Annotated in this window: 17 protein-coding genes and 1 other RNA gene; 10 read left to right on the forward strand and 8 right to left on the reverse strand. The window is 22.6% G+C overall.

Annotation, left to right across the window (positions count from 1 at the left end; all coding sequences use genetic code 11):
* Positions 1-12 precede the first annotated feature (12 nt).
* The 3 genes from AB4W66_RS00745 (at position 13) to pta (ending at position 4554) form a co-directional block, all read left to right on the forward strand.
* The gene (locus AB4W66_RS00745; protein WP_367674992.1) at positions 13-825 is read left to right on the forward strand and encodes a tetratricopeptide repeat protein; all 813 of its coding nucleotides are present in this window, start codon (positions 13-15) and stop codon (positions 823-825) included.
* 211 nt (positions 826-1036) lie between these two features.
* Positions 1037-2260, forward strand: coding sequence for an acetate kinase (locus AB4W66_RS00750; RefSeq protein WP_367674993.1), 1224 nt, complete (start codon positions 1037-1039; stop codon positions 2258-2260).
* Between the two features lie 92 nt (positions 2261-2352).
* Positions 2353-4554: a phosphate acetyltransferase gene (pta, locus tag AB4W66_RS00755; protein ID WP_367674994.1), complete on the forward strand. Its 2202-nt coding sequence runs from the start codon at positions 2353-2355 to the stop codon at positions 4552-4554.
* Positions 4555-4595: 41 nt separating this feature from the next.
* Here pta and yfaE read toward each other — a convergent pair whose 3' ends face one another.
* From yfaE to gyrA, 4 genes are all read right to left on the reverse strand, one after another.
* Positions 4596-4865 (reverse strand): class I ribonucleotide reductase maintenance protein YfaE, encoded by a 270-nt coding sequence (gene yfaE, locus AB4W66_RS00760; protein WP_367674995.1) that lies wholly within the window; start codon positions 4863-4865, stop codon positions 4596-4598.
* Between the two features lie 3 nt (positions 4866-4868).
* Positions 4869-6002: a class Ia ribonucleoside-diphosphate reductase subunit beta gene (gene nrdB / locus AB4W66_RS00765; protein ID WP_367674996.1), complete on the reverse strand. Its 1134-nt coding sequence runs from the start codon at positions 6000-6002 to the stop codon at positions 4869-4871.
* A 58-nt stretch (positions 6003-6060) separates the two neighbouring features.
* On the reverse strand, positions 6061-8358 hold the full coding sequence (gene nrdA, locus AB4W66_RS00770; RefSeq protein WP_367674997.1) for a class 1a ribonucleoside-diphosphate reductase subunit alpha: 2298 nt from the start codon (positions 8356-8358) through the stop codon (positions 6061-6063).
* 90 nt (positions 8359-8448) lie between these two features.
* Positions 8449-10962: a DNA topoisomerase (ATP-hydrolyzing) subunit A gene (gene gyrA / locus AB4W66_RS00775; protein ID WP_367674998.1), complete on the reverse strand. Its 2514-nt coding sequence runs from the start codon at positions 10960-10962 to the stop codon at positions 8449-8451.
* A 276-nt stretch (positions 10963-11238) separates the two neighbouring features.
* On the opposite strand from gyrA, the gene AB4W66_RS00780 reads away from it, so the two are divergent.
* Positions 11239-12006, forward strand: a complete 768-nt coding sequence (locus AB4W66_RS00780; RefSeq protein ID WP_367674999.1) for a DUF2076 family protein — start codon at positions 11239-11241, stop codon at positions 12004-12006.
* Between the two features lie 134 nt (positions 12007-12140).
* Here the strand turns inward: AB4W66_RS00780 and AB4W66_RS00785 are convergent, their stop codons facing one another.
* Positions 12141-12746: a peroxiredoxin gene (locus AB4W66_RS00785; protein WP_367675000.1), complete on the reverse strand. Its 606-nt coding sequence runs from the start codon at positions 12744-12746 to the stop codon at positions 12141-12143.
* A gap of 254 nt (positions 12747-13000) precedes the next feature.
* Between AB4W66_RS00785 and ung the strand changes: the two genes are divergently transcribed.
* Positions 13001-13654, forward strand: a complete 654-nt coding sequence (ung, locus tag AB4W66_RS00790; protein WP_367675075.1) for a uracil-DNA glycosylase — start codon at positions 13001-13003, stop codon at positions 13652-13654.
* A gap of 22 nt (positions 13655-13676) precedes the next feature.
* Here the strand turns inward: ung and grpE are convergent, their stop codons facing one another.
* Complete coding sequence (gene grpE / locus AB4W66_RS00795) at positions 13677-14375, reverse strand: nucleotide exchange factor GrpE (RefSeq protein WP_367675001.1); 699 nt, start codon at positions 14373-14375, stop codon at positions 13677-13679.
* A 98-nt stretch (positions 14376-14473) separates the two neighbouring features.
* On the opposite strand from grpE, the gene nadK reads away from it, so the two are divergent.
* Positions 14474-15355: an NAD(+) kinase gene (gene nadK, locus AB4W66_RS00800; protein WP_367675002.1), complete on the forward strand. Its 882-nt coding sequence runs from the start codon at positions 14474-14476 to the stop codon at positions 15353-15355.
* Between the two features lie 123 nt (positions 15356-15478).
* Here nadK and ssrA read toward each other — a convergent pair.
* Positions 15479-15855: a transfer-messenger RNA gene (gene ssrA / locus AB4W66_RS00805) on the reverse strand.
* 189 nt (positions 15856-16044) lie between these two features.
* Here ssrA and grxD point away from each other — a divergent pair.
* Positions 16045-16368, forward strand: coding sequence for a Grx4 family monothiol glutaredoxin (gene grxD, locus AB4W66_RS00810; RefSeq protein WP_367675003.1), 324 nt, complete (start codon positions 16045-16047; stop codon positions 16366-16368).
* Between the two features lie 36 nt (positions 16369-16404).
* Here grxD and rnt read toward each other — a convergent pair whose 3' ends face one another.
* The gene (rnt, locus tag AB4W66_RS00815; RefSeq protein WP_367675004.1) at positions 16405-17070 is read right to left on the reverse strand and encodes a ribonuclease T; all 666 of its coding nucleotides are present in this window, start codon (positions 17068-17070) and stop codon (positions 16405-16407) included.
* Positions 17071-17312: 242 nt separating this feature from the next.
* Between rnt and AB4W66_RS00820 the strand changes: the two genes are divergently transcribed.
* The 3 genes from AB4W66_RS00820 (at position 17313) to ychF (ending at position 19752) form a co-directional block, all read left to right on the forward strand.
* Positions 17313-17945 carry a Fe-Mn family superoxide dismutase gene (locus AB4W66_RS00820; RefSeq protein WP_367675005.1) on the forward strand — a complete coding sequence of 211 codons (633 nt, stop codon included), beginning with the start codon at positions 17313-17315 and terminating at the stop codon, positions 17943-17945.
* Between the two features lie 128 nt (positions 17946-18073).
* Complete coding sequence (pth, locus tag AB4W66_RS00825; protein WP_367675006.1) at positions 18074-18619, forward strand: aminoacyl-tRNA hydrolase; 546 nt, start codon at positions 18074-18076, stop codon at positions 18617-18619.
* A 59-nt stretch (positions 18620-18678) separates the two neighbouring features.
* Positions 18679-19752 carry a redox-regulated ATPase YchF gene (gene ychF, locus AB4W66_RS00830; RefSeq protein WP_367675007.1) on the forward strand — a complete coding sequence of 358 codons (1074 nt, stop codon included), beginning with the start codon at positions 18679-18681 and terminating at the stop codon, positions 19750-19752.
* Positions 19753-19803 lie beyond the last annotated feature (51 nt).

Consider the following 19803-nt stretch of genomic DNA (forward strand, 5'->3'; position numbering starts at 1 on the left):
AAAAGGAAATTTATGATAGATTTTTCTTGTATTGATTTTTCTAAATTTTCGTTATTTGATGTAATTATTTCAATAACTAGTATTATACGAGGAAAAGATTTTTGTTCTGATTTTGTAATTATGGACTTAAAATCAAAAATAAAGGAAGCTAATTTCTATATTAGTTCTGAAACTAGCGATAAAAAAAGATTTAAAAAATTATTGAATTTGTTTTATTCAAGTTGGGGTTTTGGTTCTTCTGATGGAGTTTATAAATTGTCAGATTCTTTATGGATAGATAAAGTTTTAAAAAGTAAAAAAGGAACGGCTATTTCCTTAGCAATAATTTTGTTTCATATTTCTAAAGAATTAAATTTACCTTTGTCTATTGTACTTTTTCCCACTCAATTGATTTTAAGAGCTGATTGGTCAAAAGGGGATAAATCTTTTATTAATCCTTTTGATGGGGGATTTTTAAATAATCACATTTTAGAAGTGTGGTTAAAAGGTAATATTAGTCCAACTGCAGAATTATATGACCATAATTTAAAATCAGCAGATTTGTTAACTATTGTAAAAAAAATATTAAATACATTTAAAACTGCTTTAATGGAAGAAAAAAAAATGGATTTAGCTTTGATTGCAAATAAAATTTTATTAAAAATTACTCCAAACGATCCTTATGAAATTAGAGATCGTGGTTTAATATATTCTCAATTAGATTGCAATCATATAGCGTTAGCAGATTTAATTTATTTTATTGAAAATTGTCCAGAAGATCCAATTAGTGAAATTATTAAAATTCAAATTCATTCGATTGAGCAAAAAAAAGTAATTTTTCATTAGTTGTTTTTTGTTATATAGTATTGAAATTTTTTTTAAAGATTTCTTTTTAATAAAAAGAATTAAAATTTTTTTCTTTTTTTTAATTTAAATAAAATAGGTTAATTAGTTATAATTAATTCTAGATTAGAAAGATTAATATATTAGTAGATTTTTAGAAAAAATATGATATGATTTTTTTTAAATCATATTTTTATAATTTTTAAAATAAAAAATGAAATACGACAAATTAGTTTTAGTTTTAAATTGTGGAAGTTCTTCATTAAAATTTTCAATAATAGACACAGTAGAAAAAAAAGTTTATTTGTCTGGATTAGCAGAACGATTATATTTAAAAGATACAAGATTGATTTGGTCTACATCTCATAGTTCTAAAAAAAACATTATTCTCTTTAATAAAGAAATAGATCATAATGAAATATTAAAGATTATAAAAAAAGAAATATTATTTAAAAATAAAGAATTATTTAATAGAATTGGAGTTATTGGTCATCGGGTGGTTCATGGTGGTCGTTATATAAAAAAAACTACTATTATTGATAAAAAAGTTATTAGTCATATACACGAAGCTTCTATATTTTCTCCTTTGCACAATCCTATAAATTTATTGGGAATTAATTTTTCTTTAGAAAATTTTCCAAAATTATATAAAAGAAATGTAGCCGTTTTTGATACTTCTTTTTTTTATTCAATGAAAGAAAAATCTTATTTATATGCTATTCCATATAGTTTATACAACGATTATGGCATTAGAAAATATGGTGCACATGGAACTAGTCATAAGTACGTTTGTATGAAAGCTTCTACGTTTTTGAAAAAACCATTTTCCAATATAAATATAATTTCTTGTCATTTAGGAAATGGTTCTTCTATTTCAGCAATTAAGAATGGTATTTGTGTTGATACTTCTATGGGATTAACTCCTTTAGAGGGATTGGTCATGGGAACTAGATCTGGAGACATTGATCCTTCAATTATTTTTTTTATGTATGAGAAATTACATTATACAATCAAAGAAATTAATGAATTATTAATAAATAAATCGGGATTATTAGGTTTAAGTCAGAGTACTAGTGATTTTAGAGATCTTGAATTGAATTATTATTCTGATGAAAGAGCAAAGTTAGCAATTGATATTTTTTGTTTCAGATTAAGAAAGTATATTTCTTCTTATTTTTCTTTAATGGATGGTGAATTGGATGGAATTGTTTTTACTGGAGGGATTGGAGAAAATTCTTCTTTAGTAAGAGAAAAGAGTTTAAAAAATTTATCTTGGTTTGGAAACATTTTTGTTGATTATAAAAAAAATAATAATTCTTTTAAAAAAAATGATAATTTAATAATTGATATAAGCAAAAATTCTAATGTTCCAATATTAGTTATACCGACTGACGAAGAATTTGCTATTGCAAAAGAATCATTTAGTTTGTTTTTTTAATAAATAAATTTTTTAAAATTAATTTTTAAAAATATCAATGATTGAATATAAAAAATTTATAATTTTTTTTAATTTAAAATGAGAGATTTATTTTGTCACAAATTACAATTATTTTTTTACCTTTAGATAAATCTATTGATTTAAGCACAACTATTTTAGGATTTATTGACTTTTTAGAAAAAAGTAATAATTTTAAAAAAAAATATTTTTTTCAACCTATTTCTAACCAAATTTTTAATAAAAAAAATTTAGATAAAACATTAGAAATTATTAAATTCAATAAATTAATTTCATTTATTCCAGTTTTAAAGAAAATTAGTATAGATGATATTTTTAATAAAAATAGATTTTCAATTATTTATAATAAAATTTTAAAAAATTTTTATAGTTCAAAAAAAAAATCTGATCTAGTTTTAGTAGAAGGACTAAAATTAGTTAAGGACTATGAACATATAATCAATCAAGTTAATTTTGAAATATCGATGATATTGAACGCAAATATAATTTTTGTATCAAAAAAAGATATAACAGATGTTTATTATAATAATAGAATAGATTTTTACATGAAAAAATATTTAACTAAATATAGTTTAGTTCCTTTAGGAATTATTGTTAATAAATTGCTATCTATTATAGATAATAGTTCTTATTTTTTTTCAAAAGAAAAAAAATTTCTCAATTCTAATAAAATTATTTTTTCTAAAAAAAAATCTACTGTTTCTTACAATTATAAATCTTTTAATAACAATAAAGAATTAATTCCAGTAATTGCTTCTATACCTCGGAGTAAAAAGTTAGTTAATTTTTCCGCTAGTATTTTATTTAATTTTTTAAAAATAAAAATTTTAAATGAAGGAAATTTAAAAGATTGCATAGTAAGAGATTTTTTTTTATTGAATTTTATACATGAAAATATTTTTAAAAAAAATTATCTTGGTTCTATAATAATTGTTTCTTTTACTAATCAATATTTAGTTGATATATTATTGAAAAATAAAAAATTACAAAAAGAGATGAGTGTTTTGTTTTTTGTAGATTTAAAAGATTCAAAAATAGAATTTGTTAGAGAGTTTTGTAAAAAATTAATTAAAAAAGATTTACCTGTTGTTTATTCTTCTAAAAATATTTTTAAAGTATTAAATTTATTAGAGAAAAATTTTTTTTCTATTTTAAATAAATCTTATTTTGAAATCAAATTAGTTCAGAGATTTATTTCTAGTTGTATTTGTATTAAAAAATGGAATAATTTATTTAGAAAATGTATTAAAATTAAAAAAGAAAAAAAATTTGTAGAATCTGGAACAATTTTTAAAATAAAATTAAAAAAAATAGCTACTTCTTTTCCTAATATCAGTCGTATTATTTTTCCTGAAGGTAACGAGTTAAGGATTATTAAAGCTGTAAATTTTTGTAGTAATAATAAAATAGCTAAATGTATTTTATTAGGAGATGAAGAAAAAATAAAATATTTATGCATAAAAAATAAAATTGTTCTTGATAATAAAATTAAGATTATAAATCCAACTTCAATAAGAAATAGATATATTTCAAATTTAGTAAAAATACGTAAACATAAAGGAATGAATGAAATAGAAGCACATCGTTGCTTAGAAACAGACAATAACAACATTACATTAGCTACGTTGATGTTAGAAGAAGGTAAAGTAGATGGTTTAGTTGCTGGATCTACTACTACTACAGCTAATACAATTAGACCTGGATTACAATTGATCAAAATGTCTAAAGGATATAATTTTATTTCATCTTATTTTTTCATGTTATTTCATGATAAAGTATTAATATATTCTGATTGTGCTATAAATATAGACCCAGACGAGAATCAATTATCTGAGATTGCAATTCAGTCTGCAGAATCAGCTATTCAATTTAATATTAATCCTATAGTAGCTATGATTTCTTATTCTACAGGTGATTCAGCTTCTGGTAAAAAAGTAGAAATTATTAGAAAAGCTACAAATTTAGTTAGGTTAAAAAGACCTGATATTGTTATAGATGGTCCTATACAGTACGATGCTGCTATAGATTTTAAAACAGGTAAAATTAAATCACCAAATTCTTTAGTTGCAGGACGAGCAACTGTTATAATTTTTCCAGATTTAAATACTGGAAATACCACTTATAAAGCAGTTCAACGTTCAGCAAATATTTCCAGTATTGGTCCTATATTGCAAGGTATGAAAAAACCTATTAACGACTTATCAAGAGGAGCTTCAGTAGAAGATATTATCTATACAATTACTGTAACTGCAATACAGTCTAAATTTAAAAAATAGTTTTTATAAAAGATTTTTATATGAGTAATATTTTAAAAAAATTATATTTTTATTATAATATTTTCTATTACAAAACAAGAACAAGGTAAAATTTCTTTAAAATTACAATAAGCAATGGGTTTTTTTTTTTTACAATATAAAATTTTTCCAGAAATTAGTTGAATTTTACAAGATCCGCAAAATCCATTTCTGCAATTATATTGTATTGGTATATTGTTTTTTTCTAATATTTTTAACAATATTTTTTTTTTTGAATTATAAATAATTTTTTTCATATTGTTAGTTTTTATTGTTATAGTTATAATTTTCATTTTTTATAATTTAAATTTTTTAAAATCTTTTTTTAGATTGATAGAAGAATCAATCTGTCCTACTAAATAGGAACTAATTTCTGTTTCTTGTGGTGCTTCTTGTAAGTTATCTGAAGATAACCAAGAGTTAATCCAAGGAATTGGGTTAGAAGTATTTTTAAATGGAGAACATAAATTTATTGAATTCATACGTATATTTGTAATATATTCGATGTATTGAAATAAGATATCTTTATTTAATCCTAACATGGATCCATCTTGAAACAAATATTTAGCCCATTCTTTTTCTTGTTCAGCTACTTTTAGAAACAATAAATTAGCTTCATTTTTTAGTTCTTTTGTTATATTTGACATATTTTCGTTATTATTAGGATTTTGAAGAATATTAATTATATATTGAGTACTGGTTAAATGTAATGCTTCATCTCTTGCAATTAATCTAATTATTTTTGCGTTTCCTTCCATAATTTCTCTTTCAGCAAATGCAAATGAACAAGCGAAACTGACATAAAAACGTATTGCTTCTAGAGCATTAACGCTAATTAAAGATAAGTATAATTTTTTTTTTACATAGTTTAAATTTACGTTTATTTTTTTTTTATTAATTGTATGAATTCCTGGTCCAAAAATATACCAATATTGTATTGATTTTATTAATTTATCATAGTAATTTGCAATGTCTTGTGCTCTGGTTTTAATAAATTTATTACTGACAATATCATCAAATATTAATGATGGTTCATTTATAATATTTCTTATTATATGAGTATAAGATCTAGAATGAATCGTTTCTGAAAAAGACCAAGTTTCTATCCAAGTTTCTAATTCAGGTATAGAAATAATTGGTAAAAAAGCAATATTAGGACTTCTACCTTGAATAGAATCCAGTAAAGTTTGATATTTTAAGTTGCTTAAAAATATATGTTTTTCATGAGCAGGTAATTTTTTAAAATCAATTCTATCTTGTGTTAAATCAATTTCTTCTGGTCGCCAAAAAAAAGATAATTGTTTTTCAATTAGTTTTTCAAAAATAGAATATTTTTGCTGATCATATCTAGATATGTTTACATTTTGTCCAAAAAACATTGGTTCTTGTAGTTGATTATTTTTTTTTTTTGAAAAAGTACTATAATTCATTTATTTAGTTCCTGATTATTAATTTTAAATTCAAAGATATTTTTTTAAATTTTCATTTTTATATATAACAAGATCCACTAGAACAGTTATTTTCTTCTTCAGAAGATAAATTATTATTATAATTAAATTCAGAAAATTCATTTGATCCATCTCTAGTATTTTGATAATAAAGAGTTTTTATTCCTAATTTATAGGCTGTTAGTAAATCTTTTATTAGTTTTTTCATTGGAATTTTGTTATTTTTAAATTTTTTTGGATCGTAATTTGTATTTACAGATATGGATTGGTCAACGAATTTTTGCATTATTCCAACTAGATGTAAATAACCAATATTGTTTGGAATATTCCAAAGTAATTCGTATTTTGATTTTAAATTTGTATAGTCTGGAACTACTTGTTTTAATATTCCGTCTTTAGAAGATTTAATACTAATAAATCCTCTGGGTGGTTCAATTCCATTTGTTGAATTAGAAATTTGTGATGATGTTTCTGATGGCATAATTGCTGTTAATGTAGAATTTCTTAACCCATATTTTTTTATTTTTTTTCTTAATTTATTCCAATCTAATTGTAGTGGTTCATTGCATATTTCGTCAATTTCTTTCTTATAAGAATCTATTGGTAATATTCCTTTATGATAATTGGTTTGATAAAATAAATCACATGCACCAAATTCTTTAGCTAATTTACAAGAAGCTCTCAATAAATAATATTGTATGTATTCAAAGGTGTTATGCGTTATTTTTTTCGCGCTACCATCAGAATATTTTACATTATTTTTTGCTAAATAATATGCAAAATTAGTTACTCCTATTCCTAAAGATCGTCTTTTAGTAGAAGATTTTTTTGCGGCTAATATTGGGTAATCTTGATAATCTAGAATTGAATCTAATGCTCGAACTATTAATTCGGAAAGATTTTTAATTTCCTTAATATGACTAATAGTTCCTAAATTTATAGCTGATAAAGTACATAATGCTATTTCTCCGTTTTTATCATTAATGTCATTCAATGAAGTGGTTGGAAGTGTAATTTCTAAACATAAGTTAGATTGTCTTATTGGAGCATATTTTGGGTTGAATGGACTGTGAGTATTACAATGGTCAACATTTTGAATATATATTCTTCCTGTAGAAGTTCTTTCTTGCATTAGTAATGAAAATAGTTCTAAAGATTTTATTGTTTTTTTTCTAATTGTTTTCTTTTTTTCATATTTTAAGTATAGTTTTTCAAATTTTTTTTGATCAGAAAAAAAATAATTGTATAATTTTTTTGTATCAGAAGGACTAAATAAAGTTATCATTTCTCCTTTTATTAATCTTTGATACATAAATTTATTTATTTGAACAGCATAATCAACGTGTCTAACTCTGTTATTTTCGACTCCTCTATTATTTTTTAATACTAGTAAACTTTCTATTTCAAGATGCCAAATAGGATAAAAAATTGTTGCTGCCCCCCCTCTTACTCCACCTTGAGAACATGATTTTACTGCACTTTGAAATAGTTTATAAAATGGGATACATCCAGTATGAAATGCTTCTCCATTTCTTATTGGAGAACCTAATGCTCTTATTTGTCCTGCGTTTATTCCTATCCCTGCTCTTTGAGATACATATTTAACTATAGAATTAGTTGTAGCATTAATTGAATTTAAATTATCAGCACACTCTATTAAAACACAAGAACTAAATTGTTTAGTTGGAGTTCTAACTCCTGACATAATTGGGGTGGGTAGTGAAATTTTGAAAGTTGAAACAGCATCATAAAATTTTTTAATAAATTTCATTCTTTTGTTTTTAGGATATTTATAAAATAAACAGGCAGATATTAAAATGTAAAGAAATTGAGCAGTTTCATAAATCTTACCTGTCGTTTTATTTTGTACTAGATATTTTCCTTCTAATTGTTTTACTCCTGCATATGAAAAATTCATATCTCTCCAATGATCTATAAATGAATTCATTACAATAAACTCTTTTTCAGAGTAATATTTTAATAAATTTTCATCGTATTTTTTTAAAAGAACCATTTTTTTTACATGTTCGTATAGTTTTGGAGGTACAAATTGATTGTATGCTTTTTTTCTTAGATGAAAGATAGACAATCTTGCAGCCATATATTGATAATCAGGAGAATCTTGAGAGATTAAATCAGCAGCTGCTTTTATAATAGTTTCATGTATATTTATTGTACTGATTCCGTTATAAAATTGAATTCTTGATTTAAGTTCTACTTGAGAAACAGAAACGTTTTCTAAACCTCTTGATGCCCATTGTAAAACTTTATGTATTTTATCGAGGTTAATAAGTTCTTTTTTTTTATTTCTTTTTATAACAAATATTTTTTTAAACATAATTTTATTCCAAATAAATACTATTTATATTCCTATATTTTATGAATTTAATTTTTAAAAATTTTATTTTTTAAAAAGATGTTTTATTTTTTAGAAAATTTTTTTTATTCTTTGTATTGCAACTAGTTTTTCTTTTTTTGTTGTTCTTATAAGAATAACTCCTTGTGTGTTTCTTCCAAGTATTCTTAATTCAGAAACTCTAGTTCTAACCAATTTACCTGCATCAGTAATGATGATTATTTGATCGTGATCTACTACTTGAATGGCAGCAATTACGATTCCATTTTTTTTTGTTTTTTTCATTGCAATCATTCCTTTTGTAGCTCTGGATTTAATTGGAAAATCAGTTATTTTTGTTCTTTTTCCATATCCCTTATCTGTAACTATAAGAATACTATGTAGTTTTTTTGGTACAATTAGAGAAACAACTTTGTCATTTTTATTCATTTTCATTCCTCTAACTCCAGATGCAGTTCTTCCCATTTTTCGTACTGAAGTTTCAGAAAATTGTACTGTTTTTCCAGAAGCTGAAAATAACATAATATTATTTTTTCCGTTGGTTAAGGCAATTCCAATTAATTCGTCATTATTTTTTAAATTAATTGCTATAATTCCTTTATTTCTTGGTCTATTAAATTCGTTTAAGGCAGTTTTTTTTACGATACCGTGAGATGTAGCCATAAAAATGTTAATATTATCTTGGTATTTTTTTATAGGTAAAATTGCTGTAATTCTCTCTTTAGTTTGTAGGGGTAATAAATTAATTATAGGACGTCCTCGAGCATTTCTACTAGATTCAGGTAATTGATATACTTTCATCCAATATAGAATACCTTTGTTTGAAAAACATAAAATAGTGTCTAGTGTGTTTGTCACTAATAATATTTTTATAAAATCTGTTTTTTTAGTTTTTGCAGCTGTTTTTCCTCTTCCTCCTCTTTTTTGCGCTTCATAGTCAGATATTGGTTGATATTTTACATATCCAGAATATGATAAAGTAATAACAACATCTTTTGGATTAATCATATCCTCCAAATTAATTTCGGATTGTTTTGAGGCTATAATTTCTGTTTTTCTTTGATCTCCAAAATCTTTTTTAATATTTAATAGTTCATTTCTTATGATTTCCATCATGTATTTATGATTATATAAAATTTTTTTTAGTTTTTTTGTTTTTTCTAGTAAGTTATTTTTTTCTTCAATAATTTTTTCATATTCTAAATTTGTTAGTTTACTTAAACGCAATTCTAAAATTGATTGAGCTTGTTTTTTAGTAAAATAGTTAAATTTTTTTTTATCAATTAAATTTTTAGTATTATCATTTAAAGTTATTGTTTTTTTTTTATTTTTATTTTCCCATTTTTTTGATAATAGTTTTATTTTTGCTTCCGAAGAATTTTTAGAAGATTGAATTATTTTAATAATTAAAGTTATATTTTTTATAGCAATACTGAGACCAATTAAAATATGAATTTTTTTTTTGTATTTTTGAAGTTCAAAAATACTACGTCTAGTAACTGTTTCTTTTCTATGTAAAATAAAAGAACGAATAATTTCTAATAAAGATAATCTTTTTGGTTTTCCATTAAATAAAGCAACCATATTAATACCAAAAGAAATTTGCAATTGACTAAGAGAATATAATTGATTCAGAATAATTTCTGATATAGCTTCTTTTTTAATTTCTATTACAATTCTCATTCCATCTTTATCTGATTCATCTCTTAAAGCGCTTATTCCATCAATTTTTTTTTCTTTAATTAATTCTGAAATTTTTTCTATTAATCTAGATTTATTAACTTGATATGGTATTTCGTTTATAATAATTGATTTTTTTTTAGATTTTGTATTTATTTCTATTTTATGTTTAGCTCTAATACTAATTTTTCCTTTTCCTGTTTTATAGGCTGTTTCAATTCCTGAACGTCCTATTATTATTCCTGAAGTTGGAAAATCAGGACCTGGTATGTGTTTAATAAGATCTTGGAAAGTTATTTTTTCGTTATCAATATATGCTATACATCCATTTATTACTTCAGTAATGTTATGTGGAGGAATATTTGTAGCCATTCCTACTGCAATTCCAGAAGACCCATTAATTAATAAATTAGGTATTTTTGTTGGTAATATTTTAGGAATAAATTCTGTTCCATCGTAATTTGGAATAAAATCAACTGTTTTTTTTTCTAGATCAGATAGTAATTCATGAGCTATTTTTGACATTCTTACTTCAGTATATCTCATTGCAGCTGCTGCATCTCCATCAATGGAACCAAAGTTTCCTTGACCATCAATAAGTGTATATCTTAGAGAGAATTGTTGAGCCATTCGTATTATGGCATCATATACAGCTGAATCACCATGTGGATGGTATTTACCAATTACATCACCAACAATTCTTGCTGATTTTTTATAAGGTTTATTCCATAAATTATTTAAAATATACATTGCAAATAGTATTCTTCTATGAACAGGTTTAAGACCGTCTCTAACATCTGGAAGTGCTCTTCCAACTATAACTGACATAGCATAGTCTAAATAAGAATTTTTTAGTTCTTTTTCTATATTTATTTGTAATATTTCTTTAGCAAGATTATTTTTCATAGAATTATTGTCTTGATAAGTTGATGGTTGAAGTTTAAATTAGGAAAATATATGTATAATATAACTAACTAAATAGTATATTAAAAGATTTTTTTACGATGAAAAATATTATATATAGTTTATATTATTTGAAATAAGTTAAGATATATTTTATATTTTTTCTTATTATTAAATATATATATTTATTATTAATTAATAGTTATATTTTTTTATGCGAAATTTTTTATTAGGAAAATTTTTTTTAATATCAGAAATATAAATATATTTAGGTCATTTATGAAAACAGAAGAAAAGATATTAATAGAAAGTTTATTTAGTCGATTATTGGAAGTAGAAAAAAAATCTTCTAAAAGAGACCAATCAGCAGAAGAATTGATTGATTCGTTAATCGAAAAACAAAAAAACGCTCCATATTACTTGATTCAAACTGTTTTAGTACAAGAAACTGTTTTAAAAAAATTAAATGTAGAAATAAATGAATTGAAAAAAGAAATTACTAATTTTAAAGAAAAAGTTGTAGAAAAAGATAAAAAAACTAGTTTTTTATCTGGTTTTTTTAAAAATAATAAGAATAAAAATAGTAATTTCAATAGTTTAAAAAAATCGAATACCATTCCTAAGGAATATGTTAATAATAACATACCTAGCAATGATTCTGTTGGTTCTACTGCTACTTCTGGGTTTTCTAGTTCTAATAATAATACCTTTTTGGGTAATGCTTTACAGACTGCTGTTGGAGTAGCTGGAGGGATGGTTGTTGGAAACATGTTAACTAATATGTTTCAAAATAATAAAAATCCAGTAGAAGAAGAAATATTTACATCTGTTAATAATGATAATACTTATATTTCTAATGTAGATAATGATGATGAAAATCTTTCATCTCATGAAGACAATGATCAAAATAGTCATTTTTTTAATGATGAAGACCATTCTATAAACGAAGAAAATGAATCTTATGATACTAGTTTTTTTGATGATGATTCTTCTTCTGAATTAGAAATAAATGATGATGTTAGTTATGATGATGATGATATTGTATAATTATTTTTATTAAGTTAGCACTTTTAAAGTGTTTTTTTAGTTTTTTTTCCGTCAATTAAATTAAGCCTAATTATTAAAAATAAATTTAATTGACGGAACATTTATGTTTTTTTAGTTAAATTTGATTTTAAAAATTATTTATCTTTTAATATTGTTTTTTTAAAGTAATCTTTTATTCCTTTAGAATTTGGTATAATTCCTAAATCTCCTTTTTTCCAGTTAACAGGACATACTTCTCCATTTTTTTTATTAAAATAGATTGCGTCAGTGATTCTTAAAATTTCTTTTACATTTCTACCTATCGGTAAATCGTTTATGGACTGATGACGAACGATTTGATTTTCATCTATTATAAATGTTGCTCTTAAGGAAACGCCTGTATCCTTATGTTCAACATCATATAATTTTTGTATTTTTCTTTTTATATCTGAAACCATAAAAAATTGAATCATTCCGATTCCTCCCTGAGAAATTTCAGTATTTCTCCAAGCATTATGAGTAAATACTGAATCTACAGATATTCCAATTAATTCAATTTTTCTTTTTTTAAATTCTGTATAAAACGAATTAAATTCTAATATTTCTGTAGGACATACAAAAGTAAAGTCTAAAGGCCAGAAGAATATTATAGCCCCATTTTTATCGATGTTGTCTTTAAGATTGAACGAATTTATTATTTTTCCATTTTTTGAAATTGCTGGAGCAATGAAGTTTGGTGCTTTTTGATTTACTAATACCATTTTTTTTCCTATTTAAAATTTATGTCTAATTTTTTTTTAAATTTTTTATAAAAATAATTATTTTTTTGTTTTTTTATTTTTTTTAATAAAAATAAAAAATTTTATTTTTTATAACAAAAATACTGATGTATTTTAGATTTTTTTGTTTTTCTTTTTTTATTTTATTATTTTTTTTATTTTTTTAAAATATTTTAATTAAATAAAAGATTAATTTTAATATTTCAGTATTAAGGATATTTTAAAGAATGAATGTTATTGATTTATCTTGGAAAGATGTTTTTTTAAAAAAAAAAGAATTGTATGATTTGCTTTTTTTTATTAATAAAGAAAGATTAAAAAAAAAAATATATCCCCCTAAAGGTAAAGTTTTTCGTATTTTTTTTGAAGTTCCTTTTAAAAAAATTAAAGTGGTTATTTTAGGTCAAGATCCATATTATAACTTAAATCAAGCAAATGGTTTATCTTTTTCTGTTGAAAGAGGGATATCTGTACCACCTTCATTAAATAACATTTATAAAGAAATAAAAAATGATATTCCTAATACAGTTATTTCAAAAGAAAATGGTTGTTTGTCTAAATGGTCTAAACAGGGTGTTTTTTTATTAAATTGTATTTTAACTGTTGAAGAAGGAAAACCAGGTTCTCATTCAAATATAGGTTGGGAAATTTTTACTAATGATATTATTAGATTAATTAATCGACATCATGAAGGAATTATTTTTTTATTATGGGGAAAATATGCACAATCAAAGAAAAAAATTATTGATAAAAGTAAACATTTTGTATTGGAAGCGCCGCATCCATCTCCTTTATCAGCATACCGAGGTTTTTTTGGATGTCGGCACTTTTCAAAAACTAATAGAATTTTAACTATTCAAGGAAAAAAAACAATTGATTGGTCGAATTAATTTTTAATTTTTAGAAAATAGTTTATATTTTTTTTTCATTTTTTTTGGAATCATCAATTAAAACTATTGATTTCCTTAATATTTTATTTTTATAAATATATCCTTTTTTTACAGTTGATTTAATTTTATATATTTTTTTTTCATCAAATTTGAATTTATTTTGAGTTTCATGAAAATTGGGATTAAAGATTTTGTTTTTTAATATAATTGGTTGTACACCAATTTTTTTTAAATCATTTTTTAAATTAAATAATGTTAAAGATATTCCTTCAATAATTTTTTCATTTTTTATAGTTTGGTTTTTTTTTATTTGTTCATTAATTTTTTCAAAATTGTCAACAATAGGAATTAAATTAGTAATAATTTCTTCTTTTTTTTGTTTTTTTATTTCTTTTATTTTTTTTTGTGTATCTTTTTTCAAGTTTTCTATGTTAGCTTGAGTTCTTAATTGAACGTCAAAAATTTTTTTTTTTAAATTATTAATTTTTTTTTGTAAATTAATTTTTATTTCTTTTGAAAATTCAAGGTTTCTTGATGGATTTTCTATTTCAATTTTATTATTTTTTTCTTTGTTTGTAACTTTATTATTTTTTTGTTCAGATTTTTCAGATGTTATAGAATTTTTTTTTTCTTTTTTTTTAAAATTTTCATCTTTTTTAATATTTTTTTGCGTTTTTTTTTTTTTAATTTCATTTTTAAAATTTTTATTTTTATCGTTCATATAATTTTTCCTTTTTTATATTTTTTATTATGTAGAACAAAAATCGTTCTTTCAAGAAAAATTATTTTTTCTATTTTAAAATTTTAGGATTATTAGATATGAAAAAAAAAATTAGTTGTATTGGGATTCTAGGATCTCCTAGAAATATAACAGCTTTTTCTATACATGAAATTTTATATCATTGGTTATTTAAAATAGGATATAAAGTTTTTATTGAAAATACAATTGTTTCTAATATTTGTTTAAAAAAACCAAATATAGGCACGATTGAAAAAATTGGTTCTTGTTGTGATTTAGCTATAATTATTGGAGGAGATGGAAATATGCTTAGTGCAGCTCGAGTTTTGTCTCGTTATTCAATAAAATTAATTGGAATAAATTTAGGGAAATTGGGGTTTTTAGCTGATTTAAATCAAAACAATATGTTTGAAGAATTATTAAAAATTTTATCTGGAGAATATTTTTTAGAAAATCGTTTTATATTAGAAGTTAAAATATATAGAAGTTCTTCTCTTTTAAAAACAAGTACTGCTGTTAATGAGGTTGTTTTGCATTCTAAAAAAGTAGCGCATATGATAAATTTTGAAGTATATATTGATAAAAAATTTGCTTTTTCTCAAAGGTCCGATGGTTTAATTATATCTACTTTAACTGGATCTACTGGATATTCACTTTCAGCTGGAGGTCCTATTCTTGATACTTCATTAGAAGCTATTTTATTAGTTCCAATGTTTCCTCAAACACTTTCTTCTAGACCGATTGTAATAAATAATAGAAGTTTAGTTTTATTAAAATTTTTAGATGATGATAACAATGATTTTTTAAAAATTAGTTGTGATAGTCAAATTGTTTTATCTTTAGATCCTGCAGATGTCGTTTTGGTTCGTAAGGGTAATAATTTTATTAAATTAATACATCCTAAAAGTTATAATTATTTCGATGTTTTAAGTAAAAAATTACATTGGTCTAAAAAAATTTAATTTTTTTATTTTTTTTTACTTCTATTAATTTAAATTAAATAGTTTTTTTACTAAATTTTATTTTTTTATTTTATTAAATTAATTTAGTAAAAATATTTTAAAAAAATATATAACTTAATAAGTTTGGAGCTGACGGGAATCGAACCCGTGTCCAAATCACTTTCCACTCTAGTTCTACATGTTTATTCTGTATATATTTTCCTCAATTATTTTGTACAGAATCAAAGATAATAAGTAATTCTGAATTTTTTATATGATTTGTGAATTTACAGAATTTGTTCACAATCATTCTCTTAAAATTATCCTTCTAAAAACTTTTATTTTTTCTAAAAGAGAAAGATTAGAATAAATAAGAAGGGCTTTAACTAGTTTTTTAAGCTGCTAAAGCGTAATTTTTTGTTTTTGCTAGTATTTTTTTATCGGTTTTTTTACGAGGCCAACCGAAATCCTCGACATGCACTTAAGTTTTCAGTAAATTTGTCAAATCCAAAAACAGCCCCTTTTATAATTTTAAAAAGAATTTTTAATTCTAATTTAATAATACCATAATAATTATTATGGAACAATTTTTTATTAAATTTTTGTAATTTATAAAAATTTATCTTTAATTTTTTGTTGTCAAATTTAATTTTTGTATTTATTATTTAGATAATGTTCAATTTATTAATTGAAATTTTTACAAAAAAAAAATGAAAACAATTGAGAAAATTAAAAATCAAATAAAAAATAATCCAATTATTATTTATATGAAAGGAACCCCAGAACATCCTAGTTGTGGATTTTCTGCACAAGCTGTAAAAGTTTTATCAAGTTTTGGAAAAAGATTTGCTTACATTGATGTATTAAAAAATTCAGATATACGAACTGAATTGCCAATCTATGCAAATTGGCCTACTTTTCCTCAATTATGGGTTTCTGGAAATTTAGTAGGAGGTTGTAATATAATATTAGAATTATTTAAAAATGGAAAATTAAAAAAAATTATAAATTCTGTTAAAGAAAATAAATCATAAGATTAATATTGGACATAAATATTAAAAAATCAATGATTAGTTATTATTTTTCTTCGATCGATAATTTATATTTTTTAAAGGCCAACCACCTAATTTTTTCCATTTATTTACAATATTACAAAATAAATTTGCGGTTTGTAGAGTATCGTATAAAGCTGAATGAGCTTGATTGGTATCAAAAATTATTCCTGAAGCTTTACATGCTTTTGCTAAAACAGTTTGACCTACTACTAATCCACTTAGTGATGCTGTATCGAAGGTTACAAAAGGATGAAATGGATGATTTTTAAACCCTGATCTTTTTATAGCAGCCATAGTAAAATTATGATCAAAAGTAGCATTATGTGCTACGATAATTGCTTTCTTGCAATTTTGTTTTTTAATTCCTTTATTTATCAACGTAATTATATTTTTAAATGCTTCTTTTTCACTAACAGCGGATCGTAGTGGGTTGAATGGATCGATTTTATTAAATTCTAACGCTTCTTTTTTTATAGAAGACCCAGTAAAAGGAATTATATGAAAATGTAGTAAGGATTCTTTTTTTATCCAACCAAGTTCATCCATTTTTAAAGTTACAATAGCAATTTCTAATAAAGCATCAGTTTTTGCATTAAATCCAGCAGTCTCTACATCGATTACAACAGGATAAAAGTTTCGAAATCTTTTTCTTAAAGTATTGATTTCATTTTCTTTAAACATTTCGATCTCGTTTTATAAAATATTTAATTTAATACAATTTTGTTTTTGTTTTATTTTTTAAGTGTAAGATTTATAAATCTTAAATGTTTTTAAAAAATTAACATACTGTTAATAAAATAACAATATAAAAGTATAACAAAATTGTATAAACATTTTTTTAGTATTTGTTTTCTAAAATATCTAGATTAGAATTAAATACTAATTTATAATTTTTGATATCTTATTATAAATAGAGAGTTAATATGAATTATAAACTTCCAGAATTAGATTTTTCTTATGATGCTTTAGAACCTTATTTTGATAAACAGACAATGATAATTCATCATACAAGGCATCATCAAACATACATTAATAATTCTAATTTAGCATTAAATTCAATAAATTCTGAATTATCAGGTAAATCTATTGAATATATTTTATATAATTTAAATAAGATAGATAATTTAGATAAAAGACAATTACTAAGAAATAATTTGGGTGGTCATTTTAATCATAGTTTTTTTTGGAAAGGATTGTCTTTAGGCACTAACATTTCTATTAGTTTTAAAAAAGTAATAGAAAAAAATTTTGGTAGTTTTTTAGAATTTAAGAAAAAATTTAATTCTGTTGCTTTATCTAGATTTGGTTCAGGTTGGGTTTGGTTAGTTATGGAAAATAATAATAATAAAAGATTATCTATTGTTTCTACGGCTAATCAAGACAATCCAATAATGAGAAAAGAAATTTCATTGGTAACTTCTGGAACACCTATTATTGGTTTAGATCTTTGGGAACATTCTTATTATCTTAAATATCAAAATAATCGTTCAAATTACATAGAAGCATTTTGGAATGTTTTAAATTGGAATAAAGTAGTTAAACGTTTTGAATCTTAATTTTATAGTTTATTATTATTTTTTAAAAATTTTCAAATTTAGTTTATTTTTTATATAGGAGTTAATTTCTACTTGAGAGTAATATTTTTTTTAAAGTAGTTGAATTTTTAAAATTTAAAATAAGGAAGATGCTTATTTGTAAAATTAAATTAGTTGTAGGAATATCTAATCCAAATAAATATTATGGAGAAACTAGACATAATGTTGGATCTTGGATGCTTTATAGTTTAGTAAATAGATATAAAGAAAAGTTTATAAAAAATAAAAAATTTTTTGGTTTTGTTTCTAATGTAATTTTAAAAAAAAAAAAAATTAAGTTTTTAATTCCAAATATTTATATGAATATAAATGGTCGTTCTGTGTTTTCTGTTGCTTCTTATTATAATATTAGTTTGAGTGAAATGTTAATAATTCATGATGATATAGATTTGTTTCCTGGTGATATAAAAATTAAATATGGAATCGGACATGGAGGACACAATGGATTACGTAGTATAAAATCTTACTTCGAAAAAAAAATTTATTTTCATCGAGTTAGAATTGGAATTGGAAGACCTTTATTTAAAGATCAAATCTCTAAATATGTTTTAGATAAACCTAGTAAAAATGAACATTTTTTAATTGTTAATTCTATAAAGAGAAACATTCTAGAAATAGAAAACAGGTTCTTTTAATTTTTTTTATGTATTAATTTTATTTTTAAAATTAGTTAGTTTAAATGGTAATCAATTAAATGAGTTTAAAATGTGGAATAGTAGGATTTCCAAATGTTGGTAAATCAACTTTATTTAACGCTTTGACAAATTTGAATATTAATGCAGAAAATTATCCTTTTTGTACAATTCATCCAAATTTTGGAAGTGTTGCAATTTATGATTCTAGATTATACAAATTAGCTAAAATAGTGCCTACAAAAAGAATAATAAACACTTTTGTAGAATTTGTTGATATAGCAGGATTAATAGAAGGAGCTTCTAAGGGAGAGGGTTTAGGAAACAAGTTTTTATCTGATATTCGTAATACTGACGCAATTGTTCATATGGTTCGTTGTTTTGAAAGTGATTCTATTATTCATGTTCGTGGAAAAATATCACCAATAGAAGATATTGAGATTATTAATTCTGAATTGGTTCTTTCAGATTACAACGTTTGTGTAAAAGTTTTAAATAAAATTAAAATTAATAAAAATAAAAATATTTTAGATAAAAAAAAAATTGAAGTTTTAGAAAAATGTTTTAAACATTTAGATAATTTAAGTATGTTAAACAATCTTTTTTTAAGTGAAGAAGAAAGATCATACATTAAAGAATTTAATTTTTTAACGATAAAACCCATGTTATATGTTGCAAATGTTAATAATAATAAAAGAAGTGTTTATTTTATTGAACAAATTAATGATTATTTCAACACAAAAGAATCTGTTTTTCCTATTTTGCTTGGAAAAGATAATAATGGATGTTTTTGTTTTAATGTAAATAATAAATTAAAAAAACAGTTTTTTACCGATCAAATTAAAGATATTTCTTTTTCTGTATTAAAATTATTAAATCTTCATACGTTTTTTACTGTTGGAGAAAAAGAAATAAAGTCTTGGACTATAAAGAAAAATAGTACTGTTATAGAAGCTGCAAGAAAGATTCATAGTGATTTTTTTCGTGGTTTTATCAAAGCTAAAGTTATTAGTTTTAATGATTTTATTTCTTTCAAAGGAGAAAAATTAGCAAAAAATTCTGGGAAAACTAGAATTGAAGGAAAAGATTATATTGTACAGGATGGTGATATTTTAAATTTTTTATTCAATATTTAAAAAATACAAGAGAGGAAAATTTTCCTCTCTCATAAATTAATTTTTTTTTTT

It is taken from the genome of Buchnera aphidicola (Tetraneura ulmi), from assembly GCF_964058925.1.
In the GTDB taxonomy this organism is placed as follows: Bacteria; Pseudomonadota; Gammaproteobacteria; order Enterobacterales; family Enterobacteriaceae; genus Buchnera_D; species Buchnera_D aphidicola_B.